The organism is Streptomyces sp. NBC_01232 (genome assembly GCF_035989885.1).
Taxonomy (GTDB): Bacteria; Actinomycetota; Actinomycetes; order Streptomycetales; family Streptomycetaceae; genus Streptomyces.
The window spans coordinates 6,815,343-6,836,156 of the sequence record NZ_CP108518.1; the positions used below are offsets into that span (position 1 = coordinate 6,815,343).

The window sequence follows — 20,814 nt, forward strand, 5'->3', positions numbered from 1 at the left end:
ACTGAGCTCCGGGATGTTCCTCATGCCCCGCCCACCGGCGCTCAGCAGCGCAACGACGGGTGATGCCGCGCTCGCCGCTCAGGTGCGCGCGGCGGCCGGCGACGTACGCGGATACCGTGGGATCGCCGTAGCCCTCATCGAAGGGGATCGGGTTCGCTTCGCGGGCCTCGGTGGATCGGGCAACCCCGAGCATCCCGGCGTCGACCAGTCCACCGTCTTCGAAGCCGGCTCACTCGGCAAACCGATGACGGGCATGCTCCTCGCCGAACTCGCCTCCCGGAAGAGCCTGGACCTCGATGTACCCCTGCAGGAGCTCCTGCCCGATATGAGCTTCCGTGACAGGGCCTTGGGATCCGCCCCCCTCCGTGACCTGGCGAGCCACCGGGCCGGGCTCGACCTGATGCCCGCGAATCTCGACACGTTCCTTCGAGGGGCAGGACTCAGAACCCTGGGCAGGGACCCCTATCGCGGTATGACCCAAGAGGACGTGTTCACAGCCGGACGGAATGCCGTTGCCTCAGGAGCCGGAAGATTTCGGTACTCGAACCTCGGTATGGCGCTCGCCGGCCAGACGGCCGCTCGCGTGCTGGACAAGCCGTACGAACAGCTCCTGCAGGAGCACGTGCTCACGCCGCTGGACATGCGGGGCACGCGCATGGTGCACTCCGACGCCACCGCACCGCCCAACAGTGCAACGGGATACAAATCCAACGGTGTTGTCATGGAGCACTGGCTGGCCTCGGGCTACACACCGGCAGGCGACGTCTGGTCGACGAGCGAAGACCTCGCGCGCCTGCTGCAGGCCCAGCTGAGCGGCGCCGCGCCCGGTGCCGATGCAGCCGTGCCGCGGTTCGACGCCGGGAGGGCCGGGGAGATCGGACTGGGCTGGTACACCACCCGGACGCAGGGCCGGGAGATCACCTGGCACGACGGAGTATCCGGCGGATTCACCTCTTACATGGGTTTCGACCGGTCGGGCCACAAAGGCGTTGTCGTTCTCTCCAATACGAACCGCCCCGTCCAGGCCATCGGGACGCGCCTCCTGGGTCTCACCGCAGACGCGGGCCACCCCGCACCCGACGCCACTCGGACCGCACTGACCGTGCTGTGCAGCGCAGGAGCGGCAGGCCCTGTTCTCTACGTGGCCCGGCGCAGATTCCCGAAGCGGATCCACTGGGCCCATCTCGGCATCAGTGCCGTCTTCGGACTCGCCCTGCTGATCCTCGTACGGCGCACCGGTGACTGGCTGTCGGTTCCGCCCATCGCATGGGCGCTCGGAATGGCCGGCCTCTCCGCCGGCATCGTGCTGGGCATCCGCCGAGGTCCGTCACCGGACGACGACCGGGACCAGCAGGCAGGGGAAGGAGCCGTTCTCCCGACGGCCCGGTACGCAGGGGCTCTGCTGTTGCTGCTTCTGCTCGTCATAGCCGCCGAGCTCTGAGAAAAGGATGAGGTATCCATGAGCCGTACCCACGCCGCAGTGGTGGGAACGGGGCCCAACGGCCTGGCGGCCGCGGTGACCCTGGCCCGCGCCGGACTGCGTGTCGAGCTGTACGAGGCCGCAGACGAAATCGGCGGAGGGCTGCGATCCAAACCCCTCTTCGACAGCGACGTACTCCATGACATCTGCGCGGCCGTCCACCCGATGGCTGCGGCGTCACGGTTCTTTCGCGAGTTCGACCTCGCCGCCCGCGGCGTAGAGCTCCTGCACCCCGAGATCAGTTACGCCCACCCCATGGACGGCACCCGTGCAGGCCTCGCGTTTCGTGATCTGGACGCCACGTGCCGGCATCTCGGACCCGACGGTGCCCGTTGGAGGGCGACGATGGAGCCTCTGCTCGATCGCAGCACGGGCGTCGTCGACATGCTCCTCTCCGGCCAGCGCCGCATCCCCCACGACCTCCGTGCCCCCTTCGTGCTGGCGCCCAGAGTCCTTGCACACGGCAGTCCGCTCGCCGGCGGAGTGTTCCGAACCGAGCGGGCACGGTCGTTGCTCACAGGAGTCGCCGCTCATGCCGTCGGCAGACTGCCCAGCCTCGCCGCCGGTGCGGTGGCCCTGCTCCTGGGACACCTTGCACACGGCACGGGATGGCCGATTCCACGGGGCGGCAGCGTCCGCATCGCCCAGGCCATGGCGGACGACATCACGGCGCACGGCGGAACGATCCACACAGGGCGCCGCATCACCGATCTCCGGGAACTCGACCACGCCGGCGCGGTACTGCTCGACACCAGCCCGAAGGGCTTGCTGCAGATCGCCGGCAGCAGACTGCCCGCCCGCTACACCCGCCGCCTCGAGCGCTTCCGCTACGGCCCCGGCGCCGCCAAGGTGGATTTCCTCGTATCCGACCCGATCCCATGGGCCGACCCCGAGGTCGGCAGGGCCGGGACGGTCCACCTCGGGGGAACCCAGCGTGAGATGTTCCACCAGGAGACCCTCACATCAAAGGGCATCGCCACCGATGAGCCCTTCGTCCTTGTGGTCGACCCCATGACGGCAGACCCCACGAGAGGCCTGCCCGGCAAGCGCCCGGTATGGGCTTACGCGCACGTACCGAACGGCGACACCCGGGACCCGGTCGAGATCGTGCGCGCGCGCATCGAGCGCTACGCCCCGGGTTTCACCGACACCATCGTCGCCCAACAGGGCATCTCCGCCTCCGGATACGAGGCCTACAACCCCAACTACGTGGGCGGTGACATCGCATCCGGCGCCATGACGCTCACCCAGAGCGTTCTGCGCCCGGTTGCCCAGGCCGACCCTTACCGCACCCCCGTGCCAGGTCTGTATCTGGGCTCCGCCTCCACCCCGCCGGGGCCGAGCGTTCACGGCATGTCGGGCCATCTCGCCGCGCTTTCGCTGCTGCGCCGCGAATACGGAGTCCGGACGGCGCCATCCCTCGCCCCCCGCTCCTGAAGCCAAGTGGGTCTCGGCGTGGGGGACTTCGGCCCTAGATCTCGGTGACCTTGCCGCCGGAGACCTCCAGGCGACGGGTCACGTGCACCGCGTCCAGCATGCGGCGGTCGTGGGTGACCAGGAGGAGGGTGCCCTCGTAGGCGTCGAGGGCGGCCTCCAGCTGCTCGATCGCCGGGAGGTCGAGGTGGTTGGTCGGCTCGTCCAGGACCAGCAGGTTCACCCCGCGGCCCTGGAGCAGGGCCAGCGCCGCACGGGTGCGCTCGCCCGGGGAGAGGGTGGCCGCCGGGCGCAGGACATGGGCCGCCTTGAGGCCGAACTTGGCCAGCAGAGTGCGGACTTCGGCCGGCTCGGTCTCGGGGACCGCCGCGCAGAAGGCCTCGAGAAGCGGTTCGTCGCCGAGGAACAGACCGCGCGCCTGGTCGACCTCGCCGACCAGGACGCCGGAGCCGAGGGTGGCGGAGCCGGAATCCGGGGTCACCCGGCCCAGCAGGACGGCGAGGAGCGTGGACTTGCCGGCGCCGTTGGCCCCGGTGATCGCCACCCGGTCCGCCCAGTCGATCTGCAGGCTCGCCGGGCCGAAGGAGAAGTCCCCGCGCCGGACGGCCGCCTCGCGCAGGGTGGCCACCACCGCGCCGGAGCGCGGGGCGGTCGCGATCTCCATGCGCAGCTCCCACTCCTTGCGGGGCTCGTCGACGACGTCCAGCCGCTCGATCGCCCGCTGCGTCTGACGGGCCTTGGCGGCCTGCTTCTCGCTCGACTCGCCGCGCAGGTTCTTGCCGATCTTGTCGTTGTCGGAGGCCTTGCGGCGGGCGTTGCGCACGCCCTTGTCCATCCAGTTGCGCTGCATCTGGGCCCGGCCCTCGAGCGCCGACTTCTTCCCCGCGTACTCCTCGAACTCCTCGCGGGCGTGGTTGCGGGCGCGCTCGCGCTCCTCCAGGTAGGAGTCGTATCCGCCGCCGTAGAGGTTGATCTGCTGCTGGGCCAGGTCGAGTTCGAGGACCTTGGTGACCGTCCGGGTAAGGAACTCGCGGTCGTGGCTGATCACGACGGTGCCGGCGCGCAGTCCCTTGACGAACCGCTCCAGCCGCTCCAGACCGTCGAGGTCGAGGTCGTTGGTGGGCTCGTCGAGCAGGAAGACGTCGTACCGGGAGAGGAGGAGCGAGGCCAGGCCCGCGCGGGCGGCCTGGCCGCCGGAGAGCGCCGTCATGGGCAGGTCGAGACCGACCGCGAGGCCGAGGTCGTCGGCGATCTCCTGGGCCCGCTCGTCGAGGTCGGCCCCGCCGAGGTTCAGCCACTGGTCCAGCGCGGTCGCGTACGCGTCGTCCGCACCCGGCGTCCCGTCCACCAGGCCCTGCGTCGCCTCGTCGAGCTCCGCCTGCGCTGCGGCCACGCCCGTACGGCGGGCCAGGAACTCGCGGACCGTCTCCTCGGGCCGGCGCTCCGGCTCCTGCGGGAGGTGACCGACGGCGGCGCCGGGCGGGGAGAGCCGCAGCTCACCGGTCTCGGGGGTGTCCAGGCCGGCGAGGAGCCGCAGCAGGGTCGACTTCCCGGCGCCGTTCACGCCGACGAGGCCGATGACGTCGCCGGGGGCGACGACGAGGTCGAGATCGGCGAAGAGGGTGCGCTCACCGTGCGCGGCGGTGAGCTTCTTGGCGACGAGGGTTGCAGTCATGATGTGCCGATCCTATCCGCGCGCGGACGGGGCCCGGCATGGCCGGATAGGTGGGAAGCACGTCATTGCGGCCATCACGGCGGCGCAACACCATGGAGTCATGTCCTCGCCGCCGCGCACCGTCCTCGTCCTCCTCTACGAAGGGGTCCAGAGCCTGGACGTGACCGGGCCGGTGGAGGTGTTCGCCGCGCTCGCCCGCTTTCCGGGGCGGGCAGGGTACGCGATCCGGACGGTGTCGCCGGGAGGCGGGCCCGTCCGCACCGGCAGCGGGCTGACCCTGGTGCCGGACGGGGAGCTGGAGAGCGCCCGCCCGGGGCCCGGGACCACGGTGCTGGTCCCCGGAGGGCGGTTCACCGCGGACTTCGAGCCCAGGCTCACCGACTGGCTCCGTACCCACGGGGGTGGAGCGGAGCGGCTGGTCTCCGTGTGCACGGGAGGACTGCTGCTGGCCGAGGCGGGGCTCCTGGACGGACGGCGGGCGACGACCCACTGGTACGCCTGCGAGCGGATGGCGCGGGACTACCCGGCCGTCGCCGTCGACCCGGACCCGATCTACGTACGGGACGGACCGGTGGCCACCTCGGCCGGGGTCACGGCGGGGATCGACCTCGCCCTGGCGCTGGTGGAGGAGGACCACGGGCAGGACGTCGCCCTGACGATCGCCCGGCACCTGGTGGTGTTCCTGCGCCGGCCCGGCAACCAGGCACAGTTCAGCGCCCAGCTGTCGGCCCAGACCGCCCGCCGGGACCCGCTGCGGGACGTGCAGCAGTGGATCAGCGAGCACCCGGGGGAGGACCTGGGCGTCGAGCACCTCGCCGCCCGTGCCCGGCTGTCGCCGCGGCACTTCGCCCGGGCCTTCCGCGCCGAGACCGGGGTCACGCCCGGCCGGTACGTCGAACGGGTGCGGGTGGACCACGCGCGTCGGCTGCTGGAGGAGAGCGGGGAAGGGATCGCGCAGATCGCCCGGGCCTGCGGCTACGGGACCCCGGAGGCGATGCGACGGGCGTTCCTGAGGACGCTCGGCCAGCCCCCCGCCGAGTACAGGCGCCGTTTCGGCACGGTCCGCCCCTGAGGGCCGGCCCCGGCGTGCCCAGAAGAAGGAGCCGCCCCGCCCAGGGGACGGCGTCGTGTTCCGACCACCGCTCCGGAGGAGCCATGCAGATCGCCGTACTGCTCTACGACCACTTCACCGCCCTCGACGCCATCGGGCCCTTCGACACCCTCGGGCGGCTGACCGACGCCGAGGTCGTCTTCGTCTCCGAACGGCCGGGGCCCGTGCGGACCGACAACGGATCGCTCGCGCTCGTCGCCGACAAGGGGCTCGACGAGGTCACCCGGCCCGACATCGTCATCGTGCCCGGCGGGCCCCATCCCGAGCGGGAGATGGCCAATCCCGTGGTCATGGACTGGCTGCGCACGGTCGACGCCACCACCACCTGGACCACCTCGGTGTGCACCGGTTCCCTGCTGCTGGCCGCCGCCGGGCTGCTCGACGGGCGGCGGGCCACCAGCCACTGGCTCTACCTGGACCAGCTGCCCGGGCACGGGGCCCGGCCCACGGGCGAGCGCGTGGTGTTCGACGGAAAGTACGTCACCGCCGCCGGGGTGTCCTCCGGGATCGACATGGGGCTCACCCTGCTCGGCCGGATCGCCGGCGACGACTTCGCCCGGGCCGTCCAGCTGATGACCGAGTACGACCCCCAGCCGCCCTACGACGCGGGCTCGCCCGACAAGGCCCCGGCCGCCCTCGTCGAGATGCTGCGGGGCAACCACATGCCGGGCTGAGGGGTCGCCGTCACGGGGTCCAGGTGAAGAGCGGAGCGCGGCGCTCCAGGAACGCGGTGACCCCTTCCGCCGTGTCCTGACCCGCGGCCGCCCGGTCCTCCCAGTACGCGTCCCGGTCGGTCCGGCCGTCCGCGAACTCCTTGGCCGCCGCTTGGGTCAGCTGCGAGCGGGAGGCCAGGATCCGGGTGAACTCCGCCACGCGTCCGTCGAGTCGACCGGCCGGCAGCAGCTCGTTCAGGAATCCCGCGCGCAGCGCCGCCTCCGCGCCGATCAGCTCCGCGGAGAAGAGGAGGTACTTGGCCCACGCGGGGCCGACCAGGGACGCCAGCCTGCGGGTGGAGGAGGCCGGGTAGACGATGCCCAGCCTGGCCGGGGTCACGCCGAACGAGGACCCCTCCTCGGCGAAGCGCAGGTCGCAGGCGGCCGCCAGCTGGCTGCCGCCGCCCACGCAGAAGCCGCGGATCGCCGCCAGCGTGGGCTTGGGGAAGGCGGCCAGGGCCTCCTCGGCCGCCACGGCCAGGGCCCGCGGGTCGTCCTCCCCGGCGGCCCCGGCCTCCCCGGTCAGGGAGGAGATGTCGGCGCCCGCGCAGAAGGTCGCTCCGGCCCCGGTCAGCACGAGCGTCCGTACCGCCGGGTCCTTCGCCAGGTCCGTCAGCAGCTCCGGGAGCGCCCGCCACATGGCGGCGGTCATGGCGTTGCGCTTGGCGGGGTGGGAGATGACGACGGTGGCCACCCCGTCGGCGACCGTGTGGAGGAGGGCTGCGTCCTGGGCTGCGTCCATGCGCCGGATGCTATCCCGGGCGGTCGTACCTATGATCAAGGGAGTCCGTCGGGGGTGCGAGGAGGTGGCGCGTCCATGGGCACAGACCGTGCAGACCGCACCGGGGCGAGGGTCGGGGGCCCCGAACCGCAGCGGGAGAAGAAGAAGCTCAGCCGCAGCTTCGCGATGATGACCGGGCTCGGAGTGGTTCTGGTGCTGGCCGGTCTGGTCGGACTGGTCTACACGGGCCTGGCCACGCTCACCACGATGTTCCTCTTCGGCTGGCTGCTGCTGATCGGCGGTGTGGTGGGCCTGCTGCAGGCCGTGCAGTCCCGCAGGAGCAATTACTTCTGGCTCGCCGTCGTCGTCGCCGCGATCAACCTCGCCGCGGGTTTCGTGATCCTTCGCCGCCCCGAGGCGAGCGCCGAGGCGCTGACGATGTTCGCCGCGCTCCTCTTCCTCATCGGTGGACTGTTCCGGCTGGTCGGAGCGCTGGTGGTGCGTGGATCCCATTTCGGGCTCGCGGTCGTCCAGGGCGCCTTCGGCATCCTGCTGGGGTTCCTGATCCTCTCCAACTGGCCCGGCAACAGTCTGTACGTGATCGGAACCTTCTTCTCCCTCGCCCTGCTGTTCGACGGGCTGAGCCTGGTGGCCATGGGCATGGGGTCCCGGCGCATCCTGGGGTTGGTCAGGGAGGACGAGGTCACGGAGGAGGCCGGCGCCGCGGACGGGGCGGGCGAGGCGGCCGAGAAGCGTCCGACAGAAGATCAGGAACAGTCGAACAACTGACTCCGTCATACGCCAGTGGTCAGAAAGTGTCCTATAGGCGCTGACTTCTGGTCAGCAGTCGGGTCCGGACCAGCCCGTTCACCACTCTTGTCGCGTGGAGACGATCGAGCGTGAAGACGGGGGACGGAAGATGGATGTCAGCGGGAGCGTCCCGCCAGCCAAGGAGGGTGAGGCGGAGGCTCCGGCCGACCCCCTCGCCTACGAGGGAGTGTGGAGGTTCACCGCGCCCGCGGTTGAAGAATCCGTTCCGCAGGCCCGCCGCGCGGTCAGGGACCTGCTCGGGCGCCAGGGGGTGCCGGCCCATCAGGACCTGGTGTACTCCCTGCTCCTGATCGTCTCCGAACTGGTGACGAACTCGGTCCGGCACGCAGCCCTGCTCTCGCCGGAGGTCGCGGTCGAGGTCGCGATCGGCCGCGCGTGGGTACGGGTGGCGGTCGAGGACAACCACCCCTACCGCCCCAAGGCACTGGAGGCCGACTTCGGCCAGACCGGCGGCCGGGGTCTGCTCCTGGTACGGGAGGTCACCCTGGAGGCCGGCGGTGTCTGCGACGTCGAGCACACCTCGACCGGCGGCAAGGTGATCTGGGCCGCCCTGCCCCTCACCGCCCCGCCGCTCACCGCCCCGCCGGCCGCCCGCTGAGCGGCGGCCGGCGCGGCGGCAGGGCCGCGCAGCGGCGGACGGCGGAACAGCGGGAGGGCTCAGGAGCGGGACGAACAGCGGGACGGCGGAACAGCGGGACGGCGTACGGGCTACCAGCCCGCCGCGTCGCCGGTCAGTTCGCGGATCGCGGGCCGTGCCGCGTCGAGCACGGTCATGAACCAGGCCGAGAACGGAACTTCCGTGTGCCGCTTCGCCAGTTCCTCGGCGGTGACGAAGGCGGTGTCCTCGACCTCCTCCGGATCCGGCCGTACGGCGGCCTGCGCAAGTCCCACGAACAGGTGATTGAACTCCTGCTCCACCAGACCCGATGCGGGGTCCGGATGGTTGTAGCGCACGGTTCCCGCCTGCGCGAGCAGCGAGGGCGACAGCCCCAGCTCCTCGTGGGTCCGCCGCGCCGCGGCCGCGAACGGCGACTCCCCGGGGTAGGGGTGACCGCAACAGGTGTTCGACCAGACGCCGGGGGAGTGGTACTTCCCGAGGGCCCGCTGCTGGAGCAGCAGACGGCCCTGCTCGTCGAAGAGGAACACGGAGAACGCCCGGTGCAACTGCCCGGGCGCCTGATGGGCGGAGAGCTTCTCCGCCGTGCCGATGGTGTTGCCGGACTCGTCGACCAGTTCGAGCATGATCGGTTCTTGAGTACCGGTGCCGTTGGACGCGCTGTTCGCGGCGGTGGCTGGTGTGGTCGGCATACCCATCCTTCGCTTCGGACTTCGGCCCTCAGTCTGCCGTACAAAAGCGGCTTGTCCCCACTTCGGAGATCCGCGCATGTCCGCCCCCCGCCGCGTGCTAGGGGGTGCCTTGTCGATCACGCCGGGCTCGCGGGCCCGATCGGCAGGACACCCCTCGGGCGACAGGGGGCGGATCACTCACGCGTCACGTCGCATGACGTCGCGCAGCCGTCAGACGCCGAACGGGGCCGGATACCTGATCGTCCCCGACGGCACCGGAACGCGATCGTCCAGCACCAGCGCCATCATCGCCTCGTCCGGCACCTCGAACGGTGCCCGGATCCCGAAGTGCGACGCCGGTACGAAACCGAAGCGCGGATAGTACGCCGGGTGTCCGAGGACGAGGACCAGTGACTCCCCGCGCTCCCGGGCGGCCGCGAGCAGCGCCCGTACGACCGAGCTGCCCGCGCCCGAGCGCTGCAGCGCGGGATCGGCCGCCACCGGTGCGAGGGCGAGCGCCGGGGCGCCGTCGACCTCGCACCGGGTCAGCAGGGCGTGCGCCGCCACCGACCCGTCCGGGGCCTCGGCCACGTACGACAGTCCGGGCAGCCAGGAGCCGTCCGCGCGCAGCGCGTCCACGAGGTCGGCCTCCAGCGGCGTCTCGAACGCCGCCAGGTTGACCTCCCGTACGGCGGCCGCGTCGGCCGCGGTCTCCGGGCGGGCGGGCCAGGCGTCGCCGTCCCCGGCGGTCACCGGGCGCAGGACGTAGCCCGTGTACCCGTACTCGTGGCCGTGGCGGGCCCGTACGTCGAGCTCCTCGCGCGTCGCGGCCAGTGCCCTCGCCATGGCGGGGCCGGCCGCGACGGTCCGGTCGCGGACCCGCTCGGCGAGCGGGCCGTAGTACTCGGCCCAGTCCGAGTCGGGCAGGTCGTGCACGCCGAGCACCCGGTACCCGGCGGCCTGGGCGGCCGCGAGGTTGCCGGCGGTGGTGCGCAGCGCGCAGTGCGGGTCCCAGAAGGCGCGGGCGCCGGCGGACGGTTCGGGGGCCGACCACTGGCACTCGGTCAGGACGAGAGTGCCGCCCGGGGCGAGCAGCCGCTTCCACCGCGCGAGCGCGGCGTCGAAGCCGAGGATGTAGGCGGAGCCCTCCGCCCAGACGAGGTCGAAGGAACCGTCCTCGAAGCCCCCCTGCGGGAGGGCGCCCATGTCGGCCTCTACCGTGCGGACCCGGTCGGCGAGCCCGCGGGCCGCGGCGGCCGTACGGAGCTCGCCGAGGAAGGGGGCGTGCAGGTCGACGGCGGTCACCTCGGCGCCGCCGCTCCCCGGTCCGCCCGTGCCCGGTCCGCCCGCCTCGGCGGCGAGCAGCAGGGCGCTGCGGCCCGGACCGCAGCCCAGGTCGAGGACGCGCGGCCGCTCGGGCAGCGGTCCGCACAGGGACAGCAGGTGGCGGGTGGTCGCGTCGGAGCCCGGAGCCTGCCGGGGCAGGCCGTGGTGAAGGGCGAAGAAGGCGCGCGTGAAATCGTCGGCACCATCGAACTCGTCGTTGATGTCGCCGTTGGTGTCGTCGATGAAGTCTTCGTCGAAGGTATTGCTGTCGGTCAACGTGAACCCTTGAAACGGGGGCTCCGGCCGACGAGGGCCCAGCTGTGTGATCAGGCCCGGCCGGATGCCCGGAAGGAATGGGGGATGCACCGGAGTTCGCTGCGCATGGCCGCGACCACTACGACGGTCATCAACCCACCTCTTTCCACTCGACACGTTCAGGGGCGTGTCCACCGTAACATCCGGGCCGTTTGTGGTACCGCGCCGTGATCGTCAATGATGATCCGAACCCGGCCGGTGGGCCCGAATATTCGGCTTATCGGGGCGTAAACGGGTGATGAACCCCTGCTTCCATTCATCCGATAGCCTCTGCCGACGTGCCGCCTCCCCATCAGGCGCGCGTTCGGAATCCGTTACAAGGAGTGAGTTCGTCTGCCGACCGTCATCCTCACCGGCCTGCCGGTCCCCGGATCACCGCTCGCGGACGAGCTGCGCTCCCTCGGCTTCGACGTCCGCCCGGCCGCCGGCCCGCAGGACGCCGCAGCCGCACTGGCCGGCGTACCCGCCGACCAGCGGGTGGCCGTCGTGGACAGCGCCTTCGTGGGGCACGTGCACGCGCTGCGCCTCGCCCTGACCGACCCGCGCTTCGACGCCTGCGCCGTCACCGGTGCGCTGGCCGTCCAGGCCGGCGCCCGCGAGGCCCTCGACAAGGCCGCCGCCGGTGCCGCCGCCGCGGAGACCGACGGGGCGGGCCCGTACGCGGACCGCCTCGCCGCCGCGGTCGAGGCCGCCGGGACCACCGTCCAGCGCCCCGAACTGGGCACGCTCGTCGCCGCCGTCCCCGCCGGCCCGGCGGAGCGCGACGCGGCCGTCGCCGCCGTCGACGCCGTCGACGACGAGGCCGTGCGCCTGCGCACCGCCGTGAAGTCCCGCGACGGCTTCTTCACCACCTTCTGCATCAGCCCGTACTCGCGCTACATCGCCCGCTGGTGCGCGCGCCGCGGCCTGACCCCGAACCAGGTGACCACCGCCTCGCTGATCACCGCGCTGATCGCGGCCGGCTGCGCGGCCACCGGTGACCGCTGGGGCTACGTCGCGGCCGGTGTGCTGCTCCTCGTCTCCTTCGTACTGGACTGCACCGACGGGCAGCTCGCCCGTTACTCGCTCCAGTACTCGACGATGGGTGCCTGGCTCGACGCCACCTTCGACCGCGCGAAGGAGTACTCCTTCTACGCGGGTCTCGCGCTCGGCGCGGCCAGCAACGGCGACGACGTCTGGGCCCTGGCCGTCGGCTCCATGATCCTCATGACCTGCAGGCACGTCGTGGACTTCTCCTTCAACGAGGCCAACCACGACGCCACCGCCAACACGTCCCCGACGGCGGCCCTCTCCGACCGCCTCGACAGCGTCGGCTGGACCGTGTGGATCCGCCGGATGATCATCCTTCCGATCGGTGAGCGCTGGGCGATGATCGCGGTGCTGACCGCCTTCACCACCCCGCGGATCGTCTTCTACGCCCTGCTGATCGGCTGCGCCTTCGGCGCCCTCTACACCACCGCCGGGCGGGTCCTGCGCTCCCTGACGCGCAAGGCCACCCGCACCGACCGCGCGGCCCGGGCCCTGGCCGACCTGGCCGACTCCGGCCCGCTCGCCGAGCTCCAGGGCCGGCTGCTGCGCGGCCGCGCCGGATCCTTCGGCTCCGTGTACGTGGCCGCCCTGGGCACGGTGGTGATGGTCGCGGGCGCCGTGTTCCTGCCGTTCGGCGACCCGCGGCTGATCGCCGTCGCGGTGATCTATGTCATGGCCTCGGGCCTCGCCGTCGCCGCGCCGCTGAAGGGCGCACTGGACTGGCTGATCCCGCCGCTGTTCAGGGCGGCCGAGTACGTCACGGTGCTCGCGCTCGCCGTCAAGGCGGACGTCCCCGGGGCCCTTCCGGCGGCATTCGGCCTGATCGCGGCGGTCGCCTACCATCACTACGACACGGTGTACCGCATCCGCGGTGGCACCGGCGCGCCCCCGCACTGGCTGGTGCGGACGATCGGCGGCCACGAAGGCCGGGTCCTGCTGATCACGGTCCTGGCGGCCGTCCTCGCGTCGCGCGAAGCGGACTTCCCCGTCGCGCTCACGGTCCTGGCCGTGTTCGTGGCACTCGTGGTGCTCGTGGAGAGCATCCGATTCTGGGTCTCCTCCGGAGCACCCGCCGTACATGACGAAGGAGAACCAGCATGATCGGCCTTGTACTCGCTGCCGGGGCCGGACGCCGCCTGCGTCCCTACACCGACACCCTGCCCAAGGCCCTCGTGCCCGTCGGCCCCGAGGGCGACGAGGAGAGCATCACGGTTCTCGACCTGACGCTGGGCAACTTCGCCGAGGTCGGTCTCACCGAGGTCGCCATCGTCGTCGGCTACCGCAAGGAAGCCGTGTACGCGCGCCGGGAGGCCCTGGAGGCCAAGTACGGCGTCAAGATCACGCTGATCGACAACGACAAGGCCGAGGAGTGGAACAACGCCTACTCCCTGTGGTGCGCGCGTGACGTCCTGAAGCAGGGCGTGATCCTCGCCAACGGCGACACCGTCCACCCGGTCTCCGTCGAGAAGACGCTCCTCGCCGCCCGCGGCAACGGCCAGAAGATCATCCTCGCCCTCGACACGGTCAAGAACCTGGCCGACGAGGAAATGAAGGTCGTCACCGCCGACGGCAGTGCTTCCCGGACTGGCGTCCAGAAGATCACCAAGCTGATGGAGCCCTCCGACGCCACCGGCGAGTACATCGGTGTCACCCTCATCGAGCCCGAGGCCGCCGAGCAGCTCGCCGAGGCCCTGAAGACCACCTTCGAGCGCGACCCCGACCTCTACTACGAGGACGGCTACCAGCAGCTCGTCAACGACGGCTTCACCATCGACGTGGCCCCCATCGGTGACGTCAAGTGGGTCGAGATCGACAACCACGACGACCTCGCCAAGGGCCGGACGATCGCATGCCAGTACTGACGAGGCTCATCCCCTCGCCCGTCGTCGTCGACATCAGTCGCGGGGCGATGGACGATCTGGCAGGCCTCCTGGTCGACCAGCGGATCTCCGCCTCCGGCAAGCTGGCCATCGCGATCAGCGGAGGCTCCGGCGTGGCGCTGCGCGCCAAGCTGGAGCCCGTCCTGCCGCACGCCGACTGGTACGCGGTCGTCGACGGCACCATCGACTCCGCGGTCAAGCTGGCCGACGACATAAAGGGCCGCCGCTACGACGCCGTCGTGGGCCTGGGCGGCGGCAAGATCATCGACGTCGCGAAGTACGCCGCGGCGCGGGTCGGGCTGCCCATGGTGGCCGTCGCCACCAACCTCTCGCACGACGGCATCTGCTCGCCGGTGTCCATCCTGGACAACGACAACGGCCGCGGTTCCTACGGCGTGCCCACCCCGATCGCCATGGTGATCGACCTCGACGTGATCAAGGACGCCCCGGTGCGGTTCATCCGTGCCGGTATCGGCGACGCGATCTCCAACATCTCGGCGATCGCCGACTGGGAGCTCTCGCACAAGATCACCGGCGAGCCCGTCGACGGCCTGGCCGCCGCCATGGCGCGTACCGCCGGCGAGTCCGTGCTGCGCCACCCCGGCGGATGCGGCGACGACGAGTTCCTCACCGTGCTCTCCGAGGCGCTGGTCCTCTCCGGCATCGCCATGTCGATCAGCGGGGACTCCCGGCCGTCGTCCGGCGCCTGCCACGAGATCAGCCACGCCTTCGACCTGCTGTACCCGGGCCGCTCCGCGCTCCACGGCGAGCAGGTCGGCATCGGCGCCGCCTTCGCGATGCACCTGCGCGGCGCCACCGCGCAGGCGGGCCTCTTCGTCGAGGTACTGCGCCGGCACGGTCTGCCGGTCGGGCCCGAGGAGATCGGCTTCAGCGTCGACGAGTTCGTCGCGGCCGTCGAGTACGCCCCCCAGACCCGCCCGGGACGCTTCACGATCCTGGAGCACCTCAACCTGTCCGCAGCCGAGATCAGGGACGCTTACGCCGACTATGTCAAGACCATCCGTAGCTGAACTGAGGCCCGTCGTCCACCCCGCGGGCGTGAAGGACCGGGTCAGCGGCGAGCACTGGGGCGGGCGCCTCTACATGCGCGAGATCTCCCTGCGCATCACCCGCGTCCTGGTCACCACCAAGGTCACGCCGAACCAGCTGACCTACCTGATGACCCTCGCCGGCGTCCTCGCCCTCCCGGCGCTGCTGGTGCCGGGCATCCTGGGCGCCGTCCTCGGCGTGGTCGCGGTCCAGATGTACCTGCTGCTCGACTGCGTCGACGGTGAGGTCGCCCGCTGGAAGAAGCAGTACTCGCTCTCCGGGGTCTACCTGGACCGGGTCGGCGCGTACCTCTGCGACGCGGCGGTCCTGGTCGGCTTCGGCCTGCGCGCCGCCGACCTGTGGGGCCCCGGCGGCGCCGACTGGCTGTGGGCCTTCCTGGGCACCCTGGCCGCGCTCGGCGCGATCCTGATCAAGGCCGAGACCGACCTGGTCGGCGTCGCCCGCCACCAGGCCGGCAAGCCCGTGGTCAAGGACGCGGCCGCCGAGCCGCGCGCCAAGGGCATGGCGCTGGCCCGCCGGGCCGCAGCCGCGCTCAAGTTCCACCGCCTGATCCTCGGCATCGAGGCCTCGCTGCTCATCCTGGTGCTGGCCGTCGTGGACCAGATCCAGGGCGACCTCTACTGGTCCCGCGTCGGGGTCGCCGTACTGGCCGGCATCGCGATGCTCCAGACCGTGCTCCACCTGGTGTCCATCCTCGCCTCCAGCAGGCTCAAGTGAGCGCCCCGCTGCGGCTGGGCGCCGTGATCATCACCATGGGCAACCGGCCCGACGAGCTCAAGGCGCTCCTCGACTCGGTGGCCCGCCAGGACGGCGCCCCCGTCGAGGTGGTCGTCGTCGGCCAGGGCGTGCAGGTCACCGGCCTGCCCGAGGGCGTACGCAGCATCGACCTCCCCGAGAACCTGGGCATCCCGGGCGGCCGCAACGTCGGCATCGAGGCCTTCGGCCCCGGCGGCCGCGACGTGGACGTGCTGCTCTTCCTGGACGACGACGGTCTGCTGGAGCGCACCGACACCGCCGAGCTGTGCCGGCAGGCCTTCACCGAGGACCCTGGGCTCGGGATCATCAGCTTCCGGATCGCCGACCCCGAGACCGGTGTCACCCAGCGCCGCCACGTGCCGCGGCTGCGCGCCTCCGACCCGATGCGCTCCTCCCGCGTGACCACCTTCCTGGGTGGCGCCAACGCCGTCCGCACGCGGGTGTTCGAGCAGGTCGGAGCCCTGCCGGGGGAGTTCTTCTACGCTCACGAGGAGACCGACCTGGCCTGGCGGGCGCTCGACGCGGGGTGGCTGATCGACTACCGGTCGGACATGGTGCTGCTGCACCCGACAACTGCCCCCTCCCGGCACGCCGTCTACCACCGTATGGTGGCTCGTAACCGGGTGTGGCTCGCCCGCCGCAACCTGCCCGCCCCGCTGGTCCCGGTCTACCTGGGCGTCTGGCTCCTGCTGACGCTCCTGCGCAGACCGTCGGCACCGGCGCTCAAGGCCTGGTTCGGCGGTTTCCGGGAGGGATGGACCAGTCCCTGCGGACCCCGCCGCCCGATGAGATGGCGGACGGTCTGGCGGTTGACCCGCCTGGGCCGACCTCCTGTCATCTGACCAGCCCGCGTCTGGGAACATGACGCGATCACGGGCCTCGAGCCACCAGCCTGATGCCCACCTGGCCGCATCTTGAAGACGAAAGTTTCAACTTGTGAGTGACACAACCCACGACGGCGCCCTCGCCACGAGCAGGCCGCCGTCCGACGACGCGGGGCTGAGCCCCGCGGAGCTCGCCAGGAAGTACGGCCTCTCGGTCAGCGGCGCCCGGCCCCGCCTGGGCGAGTACGTACGGCAGCTCTGGGGCCGGCGCCACTTCATCATGGCCTTCTCCAGGGCCAAGCTGGTCGCGCAGTACAGCCAGGCGAAGCTCGGCCAGGTCTGGCAGGTGGCCACCCCGCTGCTGAACGCGGCCGTCTACTGGCTGATCTTCGGCCTGATCCTCGGCGCGGGCCGCGAGATGCCCAAGGGCGTCTACGTCCCGTTCCTGATGATGGGCATCTTCGTCTTCACCTTCACCCAGAGCTCGGTGATGGCGGGTGTCCGGGCGATCTCAGGGAACCTCGGTCTGGTGCGGGCGCTGCACTTCCCGCGCGCCTCCCTGCCGGTGTCCTTCTCGCTCCAGCAGCTCCAGCAGCTGATGTACTCGATGATCGTCGTCTTCGTGATCGCCGTTGCCTTCGGCAACTACCCCCGGCTCGCCTGGCTGCTGGTCATCCCGACCCTGGCGCTCCAGTTCGTCTTCAACACCGGCCTCGCCATGATCTTCGCGCGGATGGGCTCCAAGACCCCCGACCTCGCGCAGCTGATGCCCTTCGTGATGCGTACGTGGATGTACGCCTCCGGCGTCATGTTCCCGATCGGGATCTACCTCGAGGACCAGCCCCAGTGGATCAGCGACGTGCTGCTGTGGAACCCGGTCGCGATCTACATGGACCTCATCCGGTTCGCGCTGATCGACGACTACGGCAGCAGCAACCTGCCTCCGCACGTGTGGCTCTTCGCCGTGGGCTGGGCCGTGGTGATCGGCATCGGTGGCTTCGTGTACTTCTGGAAGTCTGAGGAGCGTTACGGCCGTGGCTGACAACACTCAGGGGCGCATCCCCACCGTGATCGCGGACGGCGTCCACATCGTCTACCGGGTCAACACCGGCAGCGCCGGCAAGGGCGCGGCCACCGCAGCGCTCAGCAAGATAATCCGCCGGCGGAAGGGCGACGCCCCGGGTGTCCGGCGCGTCCACGCCGTGCGCGGGGTCTCCTTCACCGCGTACCGCGGCGAGGCCATCGGCCTCATCGGGTCCAACGGCTCCGGCAAGTCGACCCTGCTGCGCGCCATCGCCGGTCTGCTCCCCTGCGAGGAGGGCAAGGTCTACACCGACGGCCAGCCCTCGCTGCTGGGCGTCAACGCGGCCCTGATGAACGACCTCACCGGCGAGCGGAACATCGTCCTCGGCGGTCTCGCCATGGGTATGAGCCGCGAGCAGATCAAGCAGCGTTACCAGAGCATCGTCGACTTCTCGGGCATCAACGAGAAGGGCGACTTCATCTCGCTGCCGATGCGTACCTATTCCTCCGGTATGGCGGCGCGCCTGCGCTTCTCCATCGCGGCGGCCAAGGACCACGACGTTCTGATGATCGACGAGGCCCTGGCCACCGGTGACCGCAGCTTCCAGGTGCGTTCGGAGAACCGCATCCGCGAACTGCGGGAGAAGGCCGGCACGGTCTTCCTGGTGAGCCACAACAACAAGTCCATCCGCGACACCTGCGACCGGGTGCTGTGGCTGGAGAAGGGCGAGCTCCTCATGGACGGGCCCACCGAGGAAGTCGTCTCGGCGTACGAGAAGGCCACCAACGGCTGACCTCCGGGTCGCGCGGCGCCCCTTCCGGCGCCTTTACGCTTCACCGAAGGCCCCCGCCGCTCAGCGCGGCGGGGGCCTTAAGTCTGTTCCCGAAGTCGGTTCTCGCATTCGGCGGCGACATTCGGTGGCGGAGCGAATACCCGAGCGGGCTCCGCGGCGTTCTACAGCGTAAGCTGAGGCGGTCCTCAATCGCGGCAAGAGGGGACGATTCCCCGCAGGTGAAGGGCCCTGGGGCAGTCGGGGGAATCCCCCGGCGGCGTGTCCGAAATAGGATGTAATGGGTCGGCAGTGTAGAACGGGAGATGTGACGGCAATGGCTACGGGAATTCTCCGGCCCCCAGGCACGACGGCCGTCCCCGCCCCGGGCGGCGGGCGGTGACCCCGGGGCTCGGCATCCGACCCCTGTCCGACACGGTCCACGTGAGCGCCACCCTCGACAAGGCGACGGCGGAGAACTTCCCCGTCGCCCCCGCCTTCCTGCCCCGCGCCTGGCGCGACGGGCTGACGGCCGTCTACGGCTACGCCCGCCTCGTCGACGACATCGGCGACGGCGACCTCGCCCCCGGCGGACGCGACGCCGTACTCCTCGGACTCGACCCCGCCGCGGTCGACGACCGGCTCGCCATGCTGGACGCCCTCGAGGCCGACCTGCACCGGGTCTTCAACGCCTCCGCCGGCCCGGCCGGCCCCCCGCGCCACCCGCTGCTGCAGGCCCTGCAGCCCGTCGTGCGCGCCCACGGCCTGACCCCGGAGCCGTTCCTCGGGCTCATCGAGGCCAACCGCCAGGACCAGCGCGTCGCGCGCTACGGGACGTACGCGGACCTGGCCGGCTACTGCGAGCTGTCCGCGAACCCGGTCGGCCGCCTCGTGCTCTCCCTCACCGGCACCAGCACCCCCGAACGGATCCGCCGCTCCGACGCCGTCTGCACCGCCCTGCAGATCGTCGAACACATCCAGGACGTCGCCGAGGACCTCGGCCGCGACCGGATCTACCTGCCCGCCGAGGACATGCGCCGCTTCCACGTGACCGAGGCGGAGCTCGCGGCCCCGTCCGCCGGAGCGGCCGTACGCTCCCTGGTCGCATTCGAAAGCGAGCGCGCACGCGAGCTGCTGAATGAAGGCACCCCGCTCGTGGGTAGCGTGCACGGCAGACTCCGGCTGCTGCTCGCGGGCTTCGTGGGAGGGGGGCGTGCAGCCCTGCGAGCCGTCACCGCCGCCGGCTTCGACGTGCTCCCGGGCCCGCCCAAGCCCACCAAGGCCGGCCTGCTCCGCGAGGTGGCCGCCGTCCTGCGCACAGCGCCGAGAAAGAGGTGAGCCCGAACGTGGAGGGCCCCACACACCCGTCCGCACCGACCGCGATGTCCGCACCGGTTTCGGCGGCCTACAGCTACTGCGAGGCCGTCACCGGTTCACAGGCGCGCAATTTCGCCTACGGCATCCGGCTGCTGCCGACCGACAAGCGGCAGGCGATGTCCGCGCTGTACGCCTTCTCGCGGCGGGTCGACGACATCGGCGACGGCACGCTGGCGCCCGAGGCCAAGTTCGCCCGGCTGGAGGAGACCCGCGCCCTGCTCGGGCGGATCCTGGCCGAGGAGATCGACGAGGACGACACCGACCCGGTCGCCGTCGCCCTCGCGCACGCCGCGCGCCGCTTCCCCATCCCGCTCGGCGGCCTCGACGAGCTCATCGACGGGGTCCTGATGGACGTCCGCGGCGAGACCTACGAGACCTGGGACGACCTCAAGACCTACTGCCGCTGCGTGGCCGGGGCCATCGGGCGGCTCTCGCTGGGCGTGTTCGGCACGGTGAACGGCTCGGGCCTGGCGGCCTCCGAGACCGCGCGCGCCGGCGAGTACGCCGACACCCTCGGCCTCGCCCTGCAACTCACCAACATCCTCAGGGACGTTCGCGAGGACGCCGCCAACGGGCGCACCTACCTGCCCGCCGAGGACCTCGCCAAGTTCGGCTGCTCGGACGGCTTCCACAGCGAACGGATGCCCGCCGGCTCCGACTTCGCCGGGCTGGTCCACCACGAAGTCCGGCGTGCCCGCGCACTGTTCGCCGAGGGCTACCGGCTGCTGCCGATGCTCGACCGGCGCAGCGGCGCCTGCGTGGCCGCCATGGCCGGCATCTACCGGCGCCTGCTGGACCGCATCGAGCGGGAGCCGGAGGCGGTGCTGCGCGGCAGGGTGTCGCTGCCGCCGCACGAGAAGGCGTACGTCGCCGTGCGCGGCCTGTCCGGCCTCGACGCGCGGACCGTCTCCCGCCAGAACACGCGGAGGCGAGGCTGATGACCGCGATGGCCCCCGCCGTCCCGCCCCTCACCGTCTCCACCACCGTCTCCACCACCGGCCCCGCCGTCGGCGCGGCGCCGGGCTCCGGATGCCGGGCGACCGCGTCCGCACACCCGAGGCAGCACCGCGGCCCCCGTGGCGACCGGGCCAGGGATCGGGCCGACGTCCGGGCAACCGCCGCGCGGACGGCCGCGTCTTCCCCCGGGGACCTCGCCCCGGGAAGGGCCGCGGGGCCCGCTCAAAGCCGTCC

Annotated in this window: 20 protein-coding genes; 15 read left to right on the forward strand and 5 right to left on the reverse strand. The window is 71.4% G+C overall.

Annotated features, from left to right (window positions below):
* The first annotated feature begins 22 nt into the window (after positions 1-22).
* Complete coding sequence (locus OG444_RS31390; RefSeq protein WP_327265373.1) at positions 23-1,441, forward strand: serine hydrolase domain-containing protein; 1,419 nt, start codon at positions 23-25, stop codon at positions 1,439-1,441.
* An 18-nt stretch (positions 1,442-1,459) separates the two neighbouring features.
* Positions 1,460-2,917, forward strand: coding sequence for a phytoene desaturase family protein (locus tag OG444_RS31395; RefSeq protein ID WP_327265374.1), 1,458 nt, complete (start codon positions 1,460-1,462; stop codon positions 2,915-2,917).
* A 34-nt stretch (positions 2,918-2,951) separates the two neighbouring features.
* Here OG444_RS31395 and OG444_RS31400 read toward each other — a convergent pair whose 3' ends face one another.
* Positions 2,952-4,589 carry an ABC-F family ATP-binding cassette domain-containing protein gene (locus OG444_RS31400; RefSeq protein WP_327265375.1) on the reverse strand — a complete coding sequence of 546 codons (1,638 nt, stop codon included), beginning with the start codon at positions 4,587-4,589 and terminating at the stop codon, positions 2,952-2,954.
* 100 nt (positions 4,590-4,689) lie between these two features.
* Here OG444_RS31400 and OG444_RS31405 point away from each other — a divergent pair, with 100 nt between their 5' ends.
* Both OG444_RS31405 and OG444_RS31410 read left to right on the forward strand, forming a co-directional pair.
* Complete coding sequence (locus OG444_RS31405; RefSeq protein WP_327265376.1) at positions 4,690-5,661, forward strand: GlxA family transcriptional regulator; 972 nt, start codon at positions 4,690-4,692, stop codon at positions 5,659-5,661.
* An 83-nt stretch (positions 5,662-5,744) separates the two neighbouring features.
* Positions 5,745-6,374 carry a DJ-1/PfpI family protein gene (locus tag OG444_RS31410; RefSeq protein ID WP_327265377.1) on the forward strand — a complete coding sequence of 210 codons (630 nt, stop codon included), beginning with the start codon at positions 5,745-5,747 and terminating at the stop codon, positions 6,372-6,374.
* Between the two features lie 10 nt (positions 6,375-6,384).
* Here OG444_RS31410 and OG444_RS31415 read toward each other — a convergent pair whose 3' ends face one another.
* Positions 6,385-7,155 carry an enoyl-CoA hydratase/isomerase family protein gene (locus OG444_RS31415; protein ID WP_327265378.1) on the reverse strand — a complete coding sequence of 257 codons (771 nt, stop codon included), beginning with the start codon at positions 7,153-7,155 and terminating at the stop codon, positions 6,385-6,387.
* 75 nt (positions 7,156-7,230) lie between these two features.
* Between OG444_RS31415 and OG444_RS31420 the strand changes: the two genes are divergently transcribed.
* On the forward strand, positions 7,231-7,923 hold the full coding sequence (locus OG444_RS31420) for an HdeD family acid-resistance protein (protein WP_327265379.1): 693 nt from the start codon (positions 7,231-7,233) through the stop codon (positions 7,921-7,923).
* A gap of 130 nt (positions 7,924-8,053) precedes the next feature.
* Positions 8,054-8,563 (forward strand): ATP-binding protein, encoded by a 510-nt coding sequence (locus OG444_RS31425; RefSeq protein WP_327266986.1) that lies wholly within the window; start codon positions 8,054-8,056, stop codon positions 8,561-8,563.
* 110 nt (positions 8,564-8,673) lie between these two features.
* On the opposite strand, the gene idi is transcribed toward OG444_RS31425, so the two are convergent.
* The 3 genes from idi to OG444_RS31440 all read right to left on the reverse strand — a co-directional run bounded on the left by idi (position 8,674) and on the right by OG444_RS31440 (position 11,409).
* Positions 8,674-9,273 carry an isopentenyl-diphosphate Delta-isomerase gene (idi, locus tag OG444_RS31430; protein WP_327265380.1) on the reverse strand — a complete coding sequence of 200 codons (600 nt, stop codon included), beginning with the start codon at positions 9,271-9,273 and terminating at the stop codon, positions 8,674-8,676.
* A 210-nt stretch (positions 9,274-9,483) separates the two neighbouring features.
* Positions 9,484-10,800 carry a bifunctional class I SAM-dependent methyltransferase/N-acetyltransferase gene (locus OG444_RS31435; RefSeq protein ID WP_327266987.1) on the reverse strand — a complete coding sequence of 439 codons (1,317 nt, stop codon included), beginning with the start codon at positions 10,798-10,800 and terminating at the stop codon, positions 9,484-9,486.
* A 465-nt stretch (positions 10,801-11,265) separates the two neighbouring features.
* Positions 11,266-11,409 (reverse strand): hypothetical protein, encoded by a 144-nt coding sequence (locus tag OG444_RS31440; RefSeq protein ID WP_327265381.1) that lies wholly within the window; start codon positions 11,407-11,409, stop codon positions 11,266-11,268.
* On the opposite strand from OG444_RS31440, the gene OG444_RS31445 reads away from it, so the two are divergent.
* From OG444_RS31445 to hpnD, 9 genes are all read left to right on the forward strand, one after another.
* On the forward strand, positions 11,395-13,023 hold the full coding sequence (locus OG444_RS31445; RefSeq protein WP_327265382.1) for a DUF5941 domain-containing protein: 1,629 nt from the start codon (positions 11,395-11,397) through the stop codon (positions 13,021-13,023). The two genes, OG444_RS31440 and OG444_RS31445, sit on opposite strands and share 15 nt — an antisense overlap.
* Entirely contained in the window at positions 13,020-13,784 is a 765-nt protein-coding gene (locus OG444_RS31450; RefSeq protein ID WP_327265383.1) for a phosphocholine cytidylyltransferase family protein, read from the forward strand. The genes OG444_RS31445 and OG444_RS31450 overlap by 4 nt, the downstream gene beginning before the upstream one ends.
* Positions 13,772-14,833, forward strand: a complete 1,062-nt coding sequence (locus OG444_RS31455; protein ID WP_327265384.1) for an iron-containing alcohol dehydrogenase family protein — start codon at positions 13,772-13,774, stop codon at positions 14,831-14,833. The genes OG444_RS31450 and OG444_RS31455 overlap by 13 nt, the downstream gene beginning before the upstream one ends.
* The gene (locus OG444_RS31460) at positions 14,811-15,590 is read left to right on the forward strand and encodes a CDP-alcohol phosphatidyltransferase family protein (protein ID WP_327265385.1); all 780 of its coding nucleotides are present in this window, start codon (positions 14,811-14,813) and stop codon (positions 15,588-15,590) included. Before OG444_RS31455 ends, OG444_RS31460 begins: the two co-directional genes overlap by 23 nt.
* A 35-nt stretch (positions 15,591-15,625) precedes the next feature.
* Entirely contained in the window at positions 15,626-16,471 is an 846-nt protein-coding gene (locus tag OG444_RS31465) for a glycosyltransferase family 2 protein (protein WP_383205177.1), read from the forward strand.
* 94 nt (positions 16,472-16,565) lie between these two features.
* Entirely contained in the window at positions 16,566-17,495 is a 930-nt protein-coding gene (locus OG444_RS31470) for an ABC transporter permease (protein ID WP_327265387.1), read from the forward strand.
* The gene (locus tag OG444_RS31475; RefSeq protein ID WP_327265388.1) at positions 17,488-18,270 is read left to right on the forward strand and encodes an ABC transporter ATP-binding protein; all 783 of its coding nucleotides are present in this window, start codon (positions 17,488-17,490) and stop codon (positions 18,268-18,270) included. Before OG444_RS31470 ends, OG444_RS31475 begins: the two co-directional genes overlap by 8 nt.
* 420 nt (positions 18,271-18,690) lie before the next feature.
* Positions 18,691-19,584 carry a squalene synthase HpnC gene (hpnC, locus tag OG444_RS31480; RefSeq protein WP_327265389.1) on the forward strand — a complete coding sequence of 298 codons (894 nt, stop codon included), beginning with the start codon at positions 18,691-18,693 and terminating at the stop codon, positions 19,582-19,584.
* Between the two features lie 44 nt (positions 19,585-19,628).
* Entirely contained in the window at positions 19,629-20,561 is a 933-nt protein-coding gene (gene hpnD, locus OG444_RS31485; RefSeq protein WP_327266988.1) for a presqualene diphosphate synthase HpnD, read from the forward strand.
* The last annotated feature ends 253 nt before the right edge of the window (positions 20,562-20,814 follow it).